This window comes from Xanthomonas graminis pv. graminis, from assembly GCF_030168915.1.
Lineage (GTDB): Bacteria > Pseudomonadota > Gammaproteobacteria > Xanthomonadales > Xanthomonadaceae > Xanthomonas_A > Xanthomonas_A translucens.
The window spans coordinates 34,235-48,152 of sequence record NZ_CP076256.1 but is presented as its reverse complement, the minus strand read 5'-3'; the positions used below and the strand labels follow the sequence as shown (position 1 = coordinate 48,152).

Sequence of the window (13,918 nt, the reverse complement as noted above, 5' to 3'; positions counted from 1 at the left end):
CCCCTCAGGTCGTTGCAGGCCTTGGCAGCGCGGGCGCTTCCGGCAGACTGGCTTCGATGCGCCGGCGTGCGAAAGGATCGCCCCCATCGATGTAACGCATCGCCGAGTGCACATCGCGCCAGCCGACGTATTCCATCAGGGCCTTCACGTCCCAGCCGTTGGCGTTGGCCCAGCCGGCGAAGCCGCGCCGCAACGAATGCCCACTGTAGGTATTCGGTGACGCCAAGCCGGCCTCACCGAAGATGCGCCGGAGCAGCGGCACCAGACTATTGGGGTGCAAGCCGGTGTCGGCGAGACCACCCCACTGGTCGATTGCACGGAACACCGGGCCGTCGGTCAACGCGGCCACCGCGATCCAGCGCGACGTCGCAGCCACCGGGCACCAGCGCGACAGCGCCGGGACCTTGTAGGTGGTGCCGGCGTGCTGGCGATCGCTCTTGCTGTGCGGCAGGAAGCAGGTCATGCCTTCGCCCGGCACCAGGCGCAGGTGGTTCACCTGGAGGCGGGTGAGTTCATCGCCGCGGAAGCCGCGCCAGAAGCCGAGCAGCAGCAAGGCGCGATCGCGCAGATGCCGCAGTTCTGCGGCGCGATCGCCGCGAGACTGGGCCGCAGCCGCAGCGTCTTCCTGCCATGTCGTGACCTGGCCCAGCTGGGCGAGTTGCAGGGGCGTGGCGCGTTTTTCGACGCTCGGGTGCAGGGTCTGGATGCCCTTGAGCACTTGGCGCACCACCGGCGCCCGGGTCGGGTCGACAAAGCCGTGCACCTGGTGCCACTGCGCCAGTGCTGCGAGCCGGTGCCTGAGTGTGTTGAGCGCGAGTTGCCCGGCATAGGCGGCAAGGTAGCGCGCCACGTTGTCGGCGGTGGCCGGCAGGTGGCCGCCCCACTCGACCTCGAAATGGCGGGTTGCCGCAGCGTAAGCGCGTTCGGTGTTGGGTCGGGTGGCGGCTTCCAGGTACTGCCCAACGCTGATCATCGGCCCTCCCAGTCGCCCGATGGGCCGGGGTGTACCGGCCCGCGTGCGAGCATAGTCGAAAAATCGGGATTAGGCGGGATAATTCTAGATTATCCCGCGTGAGTTCAACGCGCACCGACGGTCCGTTTTGGTGCGTTGAGTAGCATGTAATTACATGGTATGTAATACGTTACGAAATACGTGGAGTGACGTATGGCAAGGTCCGGGTTGTACAAAAGCGATGTGCAGCGTGCCCGCGATAGCCTGCGCGCAACGGGCAAGCATCCGTCTGTCGATGCGGTTCGGGTGGCGCTCGGCAATACCGGTTCCAAGACCACCATTCACCGTTATCTGAGGGAATTGGAAGAGGAGGAAGGGCAAGGCGTTGGCGCGAAGATGGCCGTGAGCGACGCACTCCAAGACCTCGTCGCCCGCCTCGCCGAGCGGTTGCACGCCGAGGCCGATACGGTCGTGGCGCAGGCCCAGGCGCGCTTCCAGGCGCAGCTCCAGGAGCGCACCCAAACGCTGGAGCAGGCCCGGCAAGAGGCTGACTCACTCACGACGCAGCTGCAGCGCTGCGAGACTGTACTGCAGGCAGAACGCGAGGCGGTCGACGCCGCCAGGGGCGAGGTGGCCCGCCGCACCACCGAACTGGCTCAGTTGGAGGAGCGGATCTGCGGCCTGACCGTTCGCGTGGCCGAGCACGACGCCCATGCGAAATCGTTGGAACACAAGCACGAACACGCCAGGGAAGCCCTCGAGCACTACCGCACCTCGGTCAAGGACCAGCGTGAGCAGGAACAGCGCCGGCACGCGCACCAGGTGCAAGAGCTGCAGGTCGCCCTACGGCAGGCCAACGAGGCGCTGACCGCCAAGAACCACGACCTGATGCAGCTCAACCGAGACAACGGCCAGTGGCTGGAACGCCAGACCCGGCTGCAGCGGGAACTGGCGCAGGCACGCCAGCGGGCCGACGCCCAGCAACGCGAGCACGACGCGCTGCGCCTGGCGGCCGCCGAGCACCAAGCCCTGCAGGTGCGCTGGACCGGCGATGTGCAAGCGCTGGAAAGCGTGCGCACCGAACTGGCTGCGGCGCGGACCGATCTGATCGAAGAGCGCCAGCGCCGGGAACACGCCGAAGCGGACACCTTGCGGGCCACGGTACGTCTGAGCACGTTGGAACAACTCCTGGCGCAGCTGCGGCCAGCGCACTCCGTTGGCGAACTCGAAAACGCCATCGCAGCCGGTGCAATGCCGGCAGGCAAATGATCAGCCGCTTGGCGAAGGCTCGGGAATCCTCCGCGTCAGTGCCTTCGTCTTCCCAGCCAGGATTTCGGTAAGGCGAAGCGAATCGGAAAGCTCCCCCCCCAAACTTGCTCCTACAGTCACTGCAGGAGATCGACATGGGTCTATGCAATTGAAAGCCGAGCGTGGCAGGGCCACCTGCGCGTTATACAACCCACACTAGATAATACGGCCAACTCCCTAATCTCGCATTTTGGATATTTATATGTGGAACAATCAGAATTGGATGTACAATATAGATGCATATAATCAGGCGCGAGCTGCACAGCAAGAGGATACTAGTAATTCGCCAAGGTATTCAGAAGTAACTGAATTTACGGAGGATCACGCGACTTCATATGGGCAAGCCGGCTCATTGTCTCCAGAACTCGCCGCATTATCTCTGCAGCCCAGTCCTCCCAGAGCGGCAAACTCATCTAGAACATCAAGATCCCGGCTAGGTAGCTTATTTGGCCGCACTTCTGGTTCACGCGAATTTAGAAGTTCAAGTGAAACGCCTAATCGGCTTCCTGGACCTTCTACTTCTCTAGATTGGGAGGAGCAGTCGTTAGTCGGTGCGGCACGCTGGCCTAGCATGTACAATCAGTCGCACACTGATGAAAACAAGGATTACTGCAGAAGCATGTATCGCTCAAGCAGAGAGGCAGGGAGCCGGATCGCATCTGGTCAAATAAACTCGTTCAGCGAGCTTTGGAACTGCGCCACTGAGTGGCGGCTGGGCAGGCTTTCCTATAACGCTCCTGGCAGAGAAGCTTTCGCAACGCAAAGAGAGGCTGGATCAGTATTTAACACGAAGTTGGATATGCAGTATGCCTCTATAATTCCTATGATTATTAACAATAGCAAATCAAAGAGAAAGCGATATGGCGGCCCCTATCTGAGCGGAATTGAGTGCAAGGTGTACAAGCAAAAAGGCAAAATACACGGGCAGGAAATTCCATTGAATGAGCTTTGGGCCGCCATCGACCAAAGACAGGTGGCCGTTAAATTACAGGAGGTTTATAATCAAGATGTAGATTTTGAGGTGCTTGAAGACACGCTGCAAAGGAATCATCCTAACAACATAGTCCACACTGATGCACGATATTTGAGTGTTATCAAGGGGCATCTTGAGCAATTGTTCAATCAGGCAAAGTCTCCTCTTAGAAAGCGAGAAGCTTTGGATTTAATCGCGCGCATTCATTGGTGGGCGGCCAGTGCGGCCCCAGACATGCGAGGCAGCGCGGCAAAAGCTGAATTCGCGGCAAGAGCTCTGGCAAATGCTCATGGAATCGAGTTCCCTCCGTTTAGGGATGGAATAGTCCCTGATATCGAAGCAATGCTGAGTTCTGAGAAAAATTTTGTTGAAAGGTATTCTAGCTTCATGGAACGCCGCCCAAGTTAGCCTGCCTGTCGTTTTCAGAAGGTGAATGCACGAAATTTCAGGAGTGGGCTTCACGGACCAGATATTGAACTGTTACCGACCCTCAGCTAATTTTCGGCACGGAAAACTCGGAAGCGGAAACCGCCGCTCACGTTCGAAGGAAGGCCAAGCCTGCGCCAGTTCCCGCTCCAGCCGGGTCTGGCGTTCCGGCCACTGGCCATTGTCGCGGTTGAGCTGCATCAGGTCGTGGTTCTTGGCGGTCAGCGCCTCGTTGGCCTGCCGCAGGGCGACCTGCAACTCCTGTACTTGATGCGCATGCCGACGCTGCTCCTGCTCGCGCTGGTCTCGGACGGAGATCCGGTAGTGCTCAAGGGCTTCCCTGGCATGCTCGTGCTTCTGCTCCAGCGACTGGGCATGACGTTCGTGAGGGTCGGCTGGAAGTTGTGAAAAACTTCTGTGCTGACAGCGAGTTAGCTCACTTTTGGCTGTTTTTTACACAAATCCCTGCCGCCCCTCTATGTCGGCTGAACCCCAATATCACGAGTAGCCCGCAAGCCTTGTGTGTCAACGCGCAGCGTTGTCCACATGGCGCGCAGGCCGCGCAGCGGCCGGAGAGGGTTGGGGGTCTGGGGGAAGGGATCCGACGCTTGCCGCGCCGTCAGCCACGGTGTCCATTGTCTGCCTGCCAGGTCGGGAGCGCTCAATGAGGGCGCGCCGTTCGTTTCCACCCGAGCTGCTGGCCCAGTTGCGCGACATGCCTGTAACCGAGGCGCTAGACCTCTTGGGCCTGTACTGGAAACGCGACCCCGATTTCAAGCCGCTGAAAGACAAGGCGACGGTGCGTGTCAATGTGTCAATCGGCGGCGGCGTGGTGGAGCTGCTGGCCACCGGCCCGAAGTGGTTTGACACCAGGGCGGACCAGGGCGGGGGCGGTGCCATTGACCTGGCGGTGCATCTGCTGCGGCTGGATTTCGTGTCGGCAGTGAAACGCCTGCAGCTTGCCAAGGTCGATCCGCGCTGACGCCGAACCCGCCGGCCAGCTGCAATCGCGTTCGCAGTGCGCCGAGGTTGCCCAGCCCCATCCAGAAAAAGCAAAGCCCGAGACGCGGCAACGTCTCGGGCTCATCGGCATGTCCACCAGACTTGCAGGAGTGGTCGGATTGCTGACCAAAGTATAGCGCCAACCTCCCCCGCTGCCAAGTCGGCTCAAGGGTTGTTGTATGTTGTATATTGTAGTATCCTACATACTACTACAACAGCAGAGTAACCCGATGGCTATCACCAAGGATCAGATTTGGACCGTTGCCGACCAGCTGGATAGCGACGGGGTCAAGCCGACTCTCAATGCGGTGCGCAAGAAGCTTGGCGGCGGCAGTTTCACGACCATCCAGGACGCCATGGCCGAATGGCGGAAGCGCAAGCTGGAGAAGGCCCTGCCCGTTGTCGAACCCCTGCCCGCCCCGGTCGCCGAGGCCGTCGGCGTCCTCGCCGGAGAAATCTGGACCGTTGCCCGAACCGCGGCCGAGCGCGCCCTGGCCGGCGAGCGCGAGAAACTGGCCGGAGAATTCACCGCCCTGCAGGAGCAGGCGCGCGAGGCGATCGAGCTTGCCGACCAGCTAAACGAGGAAGTCGAGCAGCTGCGCCAGGCCGTCGCCGAGGGCGAGGCCGCAAAGGTCGAGCGCGATCAGATCGCAGCCGAGCACCATGCCTTCAAAAACCGCACTGCCCAAGAGATCCACCGGGCATCCGAGAAAGCCGCAGCCAAGGACAGCGAAGCGATCGAGGCGCGCAAAAGCGAGCGCGGCGCGCTGGACAAGGCCGCCCGTTTGGAGGGTCAGGTTGAGGCGTTGCAGACGCAGCTCGCCCAGCTGACCGCAGCGATCGGTAGCCGGGTTTCCGGCTCGCGGAAGTGACCGGAGGCCGCCGTCATGCCTTCCATGCCCTGGCCGGAAATTTCCGCCCTTGTCGTGTCGCTGGCGATCCTTGCGGCGCTGGTCATTGCCAGCGCCTTGCGCCCCAAGGCCCGGGAGCGGCGTCATCGCCGCCGCCAGGACCAGGCGCGGCGCGTCCTGGCCAAGATCAACACCATCCCGCTGATGCCTCAGCGTCTGGCGTACCTGCGCAAGATCGATCCCCTCACCTTCGAAGAATTGCTGCTGGAGGCATTCGAGCGGCGTGGCTACCGCGTTGAACGTAATACGCACTACACCGGCGACGGTGGCGTCGATGGTGCCGTCTACATCAATGGCACGCGCTATCTCTTGCAGGCCAAGCGCTACCGCAAGCACGTCAACCGCGCGCACATCGTTGCCTTCGCCCAGCTGCTGGAAACCCGTGGCTGCCGCGGGATTTTCATCCACACCGGCCGCACCGGCGCCGGCACCCGAGAGCTGGCTGCTGCCAATCCGAATCTCACCATCATCAGCGGCCAACGGCTGCTGGACTTTCTCAACTCGGGTCGCCTCGATCGGGAGAACGCCAATGCACGCAGCACGATGGGAAACTGAAACGCGATGGTACGAGGCCGCCGTGTTCCTTGACCTCTTCGGGACCTATACCGTCATCCGATCCTGGGGCGGCAAAGGCTCTCGCCGGCATGGCCACCTGGTCGAAGTCGCAGACAGCGAGGCCTCCGCGAAGACCAGCCTGAAGGAACTGGACAAAGAGCGGCAGCGCCGCAACCCGCCCTATTCCCGCGTGGTTTGATGGTCTGGCGCAGGAGCCGGTAGAAGTCCGCGCACGCGGCTGATCTCTTGCATGGCCCAAACCCGTGCGGCCTCCGGCAATGTCGTCGACATGGCAAGCACTACCGCGCGCTCCAACGCGATCGCAGCGGTGTCCGGTCGATCCAGCCTGGCGGCGGCCTCCGCTTCCAACAATCTGCACAGAATGCGGCTCTGTTCCTCGCCAACACTCGCCGCGGGGCCATCGCTGACGCTGGCCAACGTCTGGCCGACGTGTCGAAGGATCTCCGGCTCACCCACCAGCTGCTTGATCGCCATGCTGGCCAGCATCGTCTGCAGTCGCAGATCCGTGGAGAACCGCGCGGTCGCCGCGCGGTAATGCGCGATCGCCTGATTGATCTGCGTGGGTGCGGCGGCCAGCGCCTGAAACTTCAGGATCGCGAATTCGGCATCGCTGGCCAGCGCCGGCAGATCCCGTTCGCCGCCGGCGACCAGGTCGCGCGCCGTCTCGATCTGGCCGGCGGCCAACATGTCCATCACGTCGCGCGACAAGCGCAGCTGCACGATGGCTGCATCGCTCGCGGTTGCGCGCCAGCGTTCGCGCGCGGCCGCAACGTCCCAAGAACCCGCAACCAGGTCGGGCAGCACGTCGGCAATGTCAGCGGGGTCGCCGATCCAGGCAATGCGCCCTGCCCCGTCGACCAGGTAGGCCGCTGGCACGCCGGCTATTCCGGCTGCTTCCAACCAGTTGCGGGTGACGCTTCCCCGCATGAGCCCAACCGCTTCGGCCGGGCGCTCCTCGAGCGCAAGGATCGCCAGCTCGCTTCCCTGCAGGGCCGCTTCTGCCGTGCGCTCCACATCCCGCACCATCACCGCGACGCCATAGACCGGCATGTCGTAATCGGTCGCGATCGCGGCGACCTCGCCCACCGCCGGTAGGCAGCCAGCACAGCCGACGTTCCACAAAATTACAGCCGTCGGCCGGTCGAACGTCACCTGTTCGACCGGCCTTTGCGGATCTCGGTTGAACAACCGGGAAAGCCTCAGACCGGGAGCCGGATCACCTGGTAGTAAGCGAAATGTTGGATCTGTCGGATCTCCGGTCTGAAGCATCTTTCCTACCGTGCGGTTAGCTCAGGCACGTGCCCAATTGCGGCCCCGTGCTCAGGTCGTGGCAAGTGCAGAACGCGGACTGCCCGTTGCACTGGAAGTCGAAGGAACAGGGCAGCGCCAAGCACAGCGCGACCTGCTTTTCCGGTCCCATCTGCAGTCCTTCCACCCCTTTAGGTGGTTGTTGCCCCGAAACTTTCAATGCAAAAGCATCGGCCGCCGACCCGATCCCGTTGCCCCGCGTCGGGTTCGCGACGATCGTGCGATCGCGAACCAGGTCCTTCGTTCCGGGAACATGTGCGACCACGGCGCTGCTGTTGACGCTGTAGATCGGCGCCGCTGCGGTGCTCGGCTGGCTGGTCGAGATCACCCAGCGATTGCGGTCCATCTCGACCGACGAAGCAATCTCGCTGAACTTGTCGGTCAGCTGGTAGCTCACACGCACGGCCTCGGTTTTTCCGGACGTACCGATCGGTCCGGTCGCCTGCTCGTAGACGAAGATGCCGTTCTTGAGGCCCATCCTGACACCCGGCTCGAGCGTTGCGAGCGTTCCGTCTCCCGCCCGGAATCGATAGACCTGGTCGTGGCCGTTGAAATCCAAGGTCCGGCGCAGCTCAAACTGGCGTTGGCCCTCCGCGTCCGGCTTGGAATACGTCACGTACAGGAACGTCGTCCGGCGGTCGCCAGGCTTCAGCTTCGACGCGTCTGCGCATGTGCCGATCTGCGCTCGCGTACCGTCGAGAAATGCGAACTGAACCTTGCCGCCACCGGTAGCCGCAGGACTGCTCTTGATCAAGAAGCGGTCGTTGACGTCGACGACTGCCCATTGTTTCGTCGCGTCGTAGGCCGCGTGGACCTCGTTTGTAGCGAACATGTGTTGCTTGGTTGGTTGTGCTTTCGCCGGATCTGCAGGACCGGCTACTGCGGCGACGCCCGAAAGTCCGCCCAGGGCGAGAATGGAGCCGATGAACAGTGATGTCTTCAGCATGACGCTCTCCTGTTTCGTACTGCTCTGCGGGGCTCAGGAGACGGCCCTACACGCGGCCGATCCCGCCCGCCCGCTTCCCGTACTCCCCTGACTGTCTAAACGAAGTGATGGGCGTGCCCCTGCGCTTTGCTCCGGGTCGGGCTGTCGTGCTCCGCATCGAGCCCCGCTGCGCGGGTCTCGCCCCTTCGGGCTTCCATCCACGGCCTTCGGCCTCTCACGCCTCCGGCCGCTGGGCGGCCTGCGCGCTCCGCTTGCCGTGACCGGCGGCCAGCCGGGGGCTGGCCAGCGTGCTTGACCGCGGCTCGCCGTCGCCGGCGGCGCCGACCAGCGGCGGGGACAGCTCGCCCCCCTCTTGCCCACCGTGCGCTGCTGGCCGGGCGGACGGAACCGCCCGGCCAGCGGGCCGTTGGCCGCGCCCCGTGGACAAGACGGGGACGACCTGCAATCGGCAGGGCCGCCCACCCTTCGCCCACCGCTTCCCCCGCCCCTGGGGATGGATGGAACCATCCCCGACGGGCCGGGGCGACGCCTGCGGCGTCGGCCGTGGACGAAGCGTGGACGGCCGGCGACAGCTGTGTGGGGGCCGCCTGGTGGCGTCCCCCCTCCGGGTCGCCCTCCGGCGCCCCTGCGCGCCCCCGTGGGGCTTGCCGGCCCTTCCGCGCGATCGTCGGGGCTTGGCGGAGCCGGTCGGGCGCGTCCAGCCCTTGAACCGTGCTCCACGTCGCCGGGGGAGCAAGGGGCTTTCGCGGCATAAACGGTGCCCCCCGCAAGCGGGTCCCCCCATTTATTCCACGGTCCCCTTGCTCCCCCGACGCCGCGGCGCAGGCCGGGCCTACCGCGCCCGACCGGCTCCGCCAAGCAGACCCCCGCCGAGGATCTTCCTGCGCTCCAGGTCCAGAGGAAGGAGACGGCCGCCAGGCGGCCGTCGCATCCCAGGCGCACCGGCTGCGCCGGCGCGAAAAGCCCGCAACCCTCCCTCACCACCTAGCAGGCCCCGGCGGCGCTGCGCGCTCAACGGCGCAGGAAAAGCGGTCACCGTGGAGGATGGTCGTGGTGATGCCGGCAGATCGAGGGCAGGCCGACCAGGTCGGGGCCGAGGTGTCCCCGGTGCGGGTGAGGCGTGGAGCGTATCCGTAGGGGCTTTGCCCCTACACCCCACTGCGGCGCGGCGCGCTGAATCTGTCTTGGGGGCGTCGTTTGTCTACGAAATAATCTATTGACAGGTGTTGACAAGGCAGGCTGTTTTGTCCTATTATTGTCCCATCGGAAGGCGATGTTAGTCCTAATTTCTTCCGATCCGGCCGGGGCCGTGGCGGCAACCACTCCCCAGCCGGTCCACCAACTCGCAGGAGAAACAGCATGTCCAATACCCATTTCATGGAAACCCATGTCCCGTTCAATCAGCTGACCCGTTCGCCCAAGAACGTGCGCCGCACCGGTCGCGATACCCCCGAATACAAGGCCGGCATCGAAGCGCTGGCCGCTTCGATCCTCACGCAGGGCCTGTTGCAAAACCTCATCGTTCACCCGGTCGCCGATGGTGTATTCGGTGTGGCTGCTGGTGGACGCCGCTACGACGCCATCCATCTGCTGGTCACCACTGGCAAGCTCGATCCCGATTGGCCGGTGCGTGTCATCGTCGTGGACGAAAACGACACCACCGCCGCAAGTCTCAGCGAGAACTTCGCGCGCGTGGCGATGAGTCCCGCCGACGAATACGACGCCTTCGCTGGCCTCACTGGCGAGGGTTGGAGCATCGACCGTATCGCGGATGCCTTTGGCGTCACGCCGCTGGTCGTGGAGCGCCGCCTGAAACTCGCAGCCGCCGCGCCGGAGCTGATCGAACAGTTCCGCCAAGGTCTTCTGACCACCGAGCAGATGATTGCCCTGTGCGCCACCGACGACCACGCCCTGCAGCTGTCCGTGTGGGAGCGGCTTGGTTCCGCGTGGAACAACAGCCCGGCCGCGCTGCGCAGCGCTGTGCTTGCTCAGGAGGTCGATGCGTCCGCCGACAACCGCGTCGCCTTCATTGGCGGCGTGTCCGCCTTCGAGGCTGCCGGCGGCGTCGTGCGCCGCGACCTGTTCACCGACGATGAAAATGGCGGTTTCATCACCGACGTGGCGCTGCTGGAAAAGCTGGTCGCCGACAAGCTGGAAGCCGAAGCCGAGACGCTACGCGCCGAGGGCTGGGGCTGGGTCGAGGTGTGGCCGTCCTTCGACTACACCAACTTCCAGCGGCTCGGGCAAGCGCCGGAGGTGCTGGGCGAGGTGTCCGCCGAGGACCGCGCCAAGCTGGACGAGTTGCAGGCCGAACTTGCCAAGGTCAATGCCGAGGTCGAGGCCTTGGAAAACTCCGATGAAAACAACGACGAGGAAAACGAGCGCTTAGGCCAGCTGTACGACCTGCAAGATGAAATCCCCGATCAGATCAGCGAGATCGAGGCAAAGCATATGGTTGTTCCGGACGTTGTGCGGCACCTGTCGGGGGCGCTGGTGATCCGCGATGCGGGGCGGCTGCGCATCGAGCGCGGCATGGTGAAGACCGCCGACCGCAAGGCCATCGCCGCCGCGATGGGCGAAGGGTCGGCCGTTCAAGGCGGGCGCGAGAGCGAACCGGCCGGCCGCAAGAGCGATGCTGTGTCCGACGCCCTGCGCCGTTCACTGCTGGGGCACCGCAATCTCGCGGTGCAAATGGTCGTGTCGCAGCGGCCGGACGCGGCCAAGCTCCTGCTGGCGTGCTGGGTGGTGAAGGAAATCCGCCGTCAGAACTCCCACGGCTACACCCCGCGCACCGTGCCGACCGACCTTGCCATTTCCAGCGGCTACGGCACCCGGACCCATCACCCTATCGCGGACGAAGCGGGCAAGGCGAAGGCCGGCGCGTTCGCGGCGGCGTGCAAAGAAGCCATCAAGGGTCTGCCCACCACGGACGGCAAGCTGTGGGATGCGTTGGCAGCGATGGAGCCGGCGCAGCTTGACGGCCTGATCGCCTATGGCGTGGCCCTGTCCGTCAGTGTCGATAGCAACCACACGACCCTGACCGCAAAGCTGCTGGAAACCTTGCAGTTCGACATGGCCGATCACTTCGAGGCAACCGCCGATAACTATCTCGGCAAGGTTTCCAAGGGGCTGATCGTCGCCGCGTTGGACGAGGCCAAGCAGGTCAAGGGCTACACCGACCGGGCCGCGCTGCTCGCACAGAAGAAAGGCAAGTTGGCCGCCGAGGCCGAAACGCGCCTCGCAGGTTCGGGTTGGGTGCCCAAGGGCATCCGCACGCCCAAGCCGAAGGCCGCGCCAGCGCCCAAAAAGTCGGCGGCATCGAAGACCGCAACACCGAAGGCCAAAGCCAAGGCCACGAAGACAGTGGCGAAGCCGAAGAGCCGCAAGGCCAAGGCTGAGAGCGCAGCCGCCCTCGCCGCCTGATTGCGCGGGTGGCCGGGTTCGCCCGGCCACCCGCCCTGTCCTTCGACGGATGACCGCCATGAACCAAACGAATCCTATCCTCGTGGGAGACGACACCGATGCGCGTTGATCCCCACGTCCAGACCATTAGCAAGCTGCTAAAGGCGTGCCGCTATCGCCATGATCTCTACCCGCTGTTTTCCGACTGCATGGCCTGCATGGCTATCGCCCTCAGCAACGCGGTAGACCATGCCCAGCGCGAGGCACGCGAAGCCCGTTATCTCGAAATCGTCCGGCGCTACGACCGCGAGGTGATCGACACGTTTCCCAAGGTGCTGGCCGAAGTGACGATGGCTTTGGAGGCCGGCCCCTCCGACGTGCTCGGCGCTCTGTTCGGTGCGCTGGAATTGCACAACACCGCGCGGGGCCAGTTTTTCACGCCGTATGAGTTGTGCCGGATGATGGCCCGCATGCAGATCGGCGACGGCGACGACGCCCGCGCGATCATCGAGCGCGAAGGCTTCATTACTGCCTGCGAGCCGGCCTGCGGCGCTGGTGCGCTCATCATCGCGCTAGCCGAAGCCCTGCAGCATGCCGGCATCAACTACCAACGGCATCTGCACGTCACCGCCGTGGACGTGGACGCACGCGCCGCCCACATGGCATATGTGCAGTTCTCCCTGCTGCATATCCCCGCTGTCGTCATCGTCGGCAACTCCCTGACCTTGGAGGAGCACGAGCACTGGTACACGCCCGCCCACATCATGGGTGGCTGGAATGCCCGGCTCGCCGCGCGAGATCGCCGCGAGGTTGCCGCCTCGCCGGCTATTGCTGTTTCCACCTGCGAGGAAGGCGGCGGCGTTGCCGTGCCGCGCCCCGCACCATCGAAAGGTCGCCGCGAGCAGCGGCCCACTCACCCGAGCGGGCAACTCACGCTGTTCTAGTCCACCACGCATTTCCTGCAGCCCGCTTGGCAGATCCAAGCGGGCTTTTTTTGCTTCTGGCTGCGCTGTTTCAGGCCGCCTTTGCCTTGCCCTGCGCTAGCTCCATCTCGTGCAACAGCCTAGTGCAGCTGCCACGTTCGCGCTCACTGAAACCGGTTCGTTCGCCCAAGATCTGCCAGCGCGCCGCCGCTGAAATCCACTGCTTGTCCGCGTCGGGGAATGCTGAGCTAATCAGGGTCTCAGCGTAAGCGATCAGTTTTTCTTCCAGTGCTGTCATCTGCATCGTCAGATCCTCTCGGGATGGGTGCTTGGTAAGCCTAACAAAGTCACGGATTGCCCGGAACGCTTCGACCTGACAGGCGCGTTCGCATTGTGATGTTCCACGTGTATCCAAGATGGGCGTGCGCCTGCGCTTTGCTCTGGGTCGGGCTGTCGTGCTTCGCATCGAGCCCCGCTGCGCGGGTCTCGCCCCTTCGGGCTTCCATCCACGGCCTTCAGCCTCTGAGCTCCGCTTGCACAAGCCCCCGTCCCCCCGTTCACAATGTGAGCTTCCGGGACATGAGCCCATGTTCGAGAGGTGCCAATGAGCCACATTTTGCTGCGAATCGTTGAGGGAGCCAGCGTGGCGCTCTACCGCCACGACCCAAGCGGTCCGGCCGAACAGCTGCCGTCGCGTAGGGATTTGTTCAATTACGTGGGGGGCTATGGTTGGGGATATGGTGGCAGCGGAGCCATCAACCTGAGCCACGCAATCGCCGGCAAGATCTTCGAGATGGACAATCTAGATGATGCAGAATTGCGAGAACGTGCTCGGGTCATTCTGGAACAGGTAATCAGCAAACCATCTCTGCAAACCGACACGGAACACGAAATTTCGGTCGCATCGATCAAGCGGTTGTTCCCTGACTGAGGCCGGCTGGTGGCTTCCCAGGACCAGAGGAAGGAGACGGCCGCCAAGCGGCCGTCGCATCCAGGCGCACCGGCTGCGCCGGCGCGAAAAGCCCGCAACCCTCCCTCACCACCTAGCAGGCCCCGGCGGCGCGGCGCGCTGATCGCGCAGAGGAAAAGCTGTCAGCGTGGGGGATGGTCGTGGTGATGCCGGCAGATCGAGGGCAGGCCGACCAGGTCGAGGGCCGAGGTGTCCCCGGTGCGGGTGAGGCGTATCCGTAG

General features: G+C 63.7%; 12 protein-coding genes and 2 pseudogenes. 9 read left to right on the top strand and 5 right to left on the bottom strand.

The annotated features are described in order from the left end of the window. Window positions 1–16 precede the first annotated feature (16 nt). Window positions 17–973 (bottom strand): annotated as a pseudogene (locus KHF85_RS20375) (site-specific integrase); the annotation flags it as partial. Window positions 974–1,165: 192 nt separating this feature from the next. Between KHF85_RS20375 and KHF85_RS20370 the strand changes: the two are divergent. Both KHF85_RS20370 and xopAH read left to right on the top strand, forming a co-directional pair. Next, window positions 1,166–2,221 carry a DNA-binding protein gene (locus KHF85_RS20370; RefSeq protein WP_053837955.1) on the top strand — a complete coding sequence of 352 codons (1,056 nt, stop codon included), beginning with the start codon at window positions 1,166–1,168 and terminating at the stop codon, window positions 2,219–2,221. A 241-nt stretch (window positions 2,222–2,462) separates the two neighbouring features. Further along, on the top strand, window positions 2,463–3,641 hold the full coding sequence (gene xopAH, locus KHF85_RS20365; RefSeq protein WP_080998974.1) for a XopAH/AvrB family type III secretion system effector: 1,179 nt from the start codon (window positions 2,463–2,465) through the stop codon (window positions 3,639–3,641). 147 nt (window positions 3,642–3,788) lie between these two features. Here xopAH and KHF85_RS20360 read toward each other — a convergent pair. Further along, window positions 3,789–4,046 (bottom strand): annotated as a pseudogene (locus KHF85_RS20360) (DNA-binding protein); the annotation flags it as partial. Window positions 4,047–4,323: 277 nt separating this feature from the next. Between KHF85_RS20360 and KHF85_RS20355 the strand changes: the two are divergent. The 4 genes from KHF85_RS20355 to KHF85_RS20340 all read left to right on the top strand — a co-directional run bounded on the left by KHF85_RS20355 (window position 4,324) and on the right by KHF85_RS20340 (window position 6,326). Then, the gene (locus KHF85_RS20355; protein WP_206730279.1) at window positions 4,324–4,641 is read left to right on the top strand and encodes a hypothetical protein; all 318 of its coding nucleotides are present in this window, start codon (window positions 4,324–4,326) and stop codon (window positions 4,639–4,641) included. 250 nt (window positions 4,642–4,891) lie between these two features. Next, window positions 4,892–5,533, top strand: coding sequence for a DNA-binding protein (locus KHF85_RS20350; RefSeq protein ID WP_284569624.1), 642 nt, complete (start codon window positions 4,892–4,894; stop codon window positions 5,531–5,533). A 15-nt stretch (window positions 5,534–5,548) separates the two neighbouring features. Continuing rightward, window positions 5,549–6,127 carry a restriction endonuclease gene (locus KHF85_RS20345; RefSeq protein ID WP_284569623.1) on the top strand — a complete coding sequence of 193 codons (579 nt, stop codon included), beginning with the start codon at window positions 5,549–5,551 and terminating at the stop codon, window positions 6,125–6,127. A 22-nt stretch (window positions 6,128–6,149) separates the two neighbouring features. Further along, window positions 6,150–6,326 carry a hypothetical protein gene (locus KHF85_RS20340; protein WP_284569622.1) on the top strand — a complete coding sequence of 59 codons (177 nt, stop codon included), beginning with the start codon at window positions 6,150–6,152 and terminating at the stop codon, window positions 6,324–6,326. Here KHF85_RS20340 and KHF85_RS20335 read toward each other — a convergent pair. Both KHF85_RS20335 and KHF85_RS20330 read right to left on the bottom strand, forming a co-directional pair. Further along, the gene (locus KHF85_RS20335) at window positions 6,308–7,336 is read right to left on the bottom strand and encodes a hypothetical protein (protein ID WP_284569621.1); all 1,029 of its coding nucleotides are present in this window, start codon (window positions 7,334–7,336) and stop codon (window positions 6,308–6,310) included. The two genes, KHF85_RS20340 and KHF85_RS20335, sit on opposite strands and share 19 nt — an antisense overlap. A gap of 97 nt (window positions 7,337–7,433) precedes the next feature. Further along, window positions 7,434–8,402: a hypothetical protein gene (locus KHF85_RS20330; RefSeq protein ID WP_284569620.1), complete on the bottom strand. Its 969-nt coding sequence runs from the start codon at window positions 8,400–8,402 to the stop codon at window positions 7,434–7,436. 1,359 nt (window positions 8,403–9,761) lie between these two features. On the opposite strand from KHF85_RS20330, the gene KHF85_RS20325 reads away from it, so the two are divergent. After that, window positions 9,762–11,825, top strand: a complete 2,064-nt coding sequence (locus KHF85_RS20325; protein WP_206730295.1) for a ParB/RepB/Spo0J family partition protein — start codon at window positions 9,762–9,764, stop codon at window positions 11,823–11,825. A 98-nt stretch (window positions 11,826–11,923) separates the two neighbouring features. Further along, entirely contained in the window at window positions 11,924–12,748 is an 825-nt protein-coding gene (locus KHF85_RS20320; protein ID WP_206730294.1) for an N-6 DNA methylase, read from the top strand. Window positions 12,749–12,818: 70 nt separating this feature from the next. Here KHF85_RS20320 and KHF85_RS20315 read toward each other — a convergent pair whose 3' ends face one another. Further along, window positions 12,819–13,031 carry a hypothetical protein gene (locus KHF85_RS20315; protein ID WP_206730293.1) on the bottom strand — a complete coding sequence of 71 codons (213 nt, stop codon included), beginning with the start codon at window positions 13,029–13,031 and terminating at the stop codon, window positions 12,819–12,821. Between the two features lie 300 nt (window positions 13,032–13,331). On the opposite strand from KHF85_RS20315, the gene KHF85_RS20310 reads away from it, so the two are divergent. After that, window positions 13,332–13,658: a hypothetical protein gene (locus tag KHF85_RS20310; protein WP_206730292.1), complete on the top strand. Its 327-nt coding sequence runs from the start codon at window positions 13,332–13,334 to the stop codon at window positions 13,656–13,658. Window positions 13,659–13,918 lie beyond the last annotated feature (260 nt).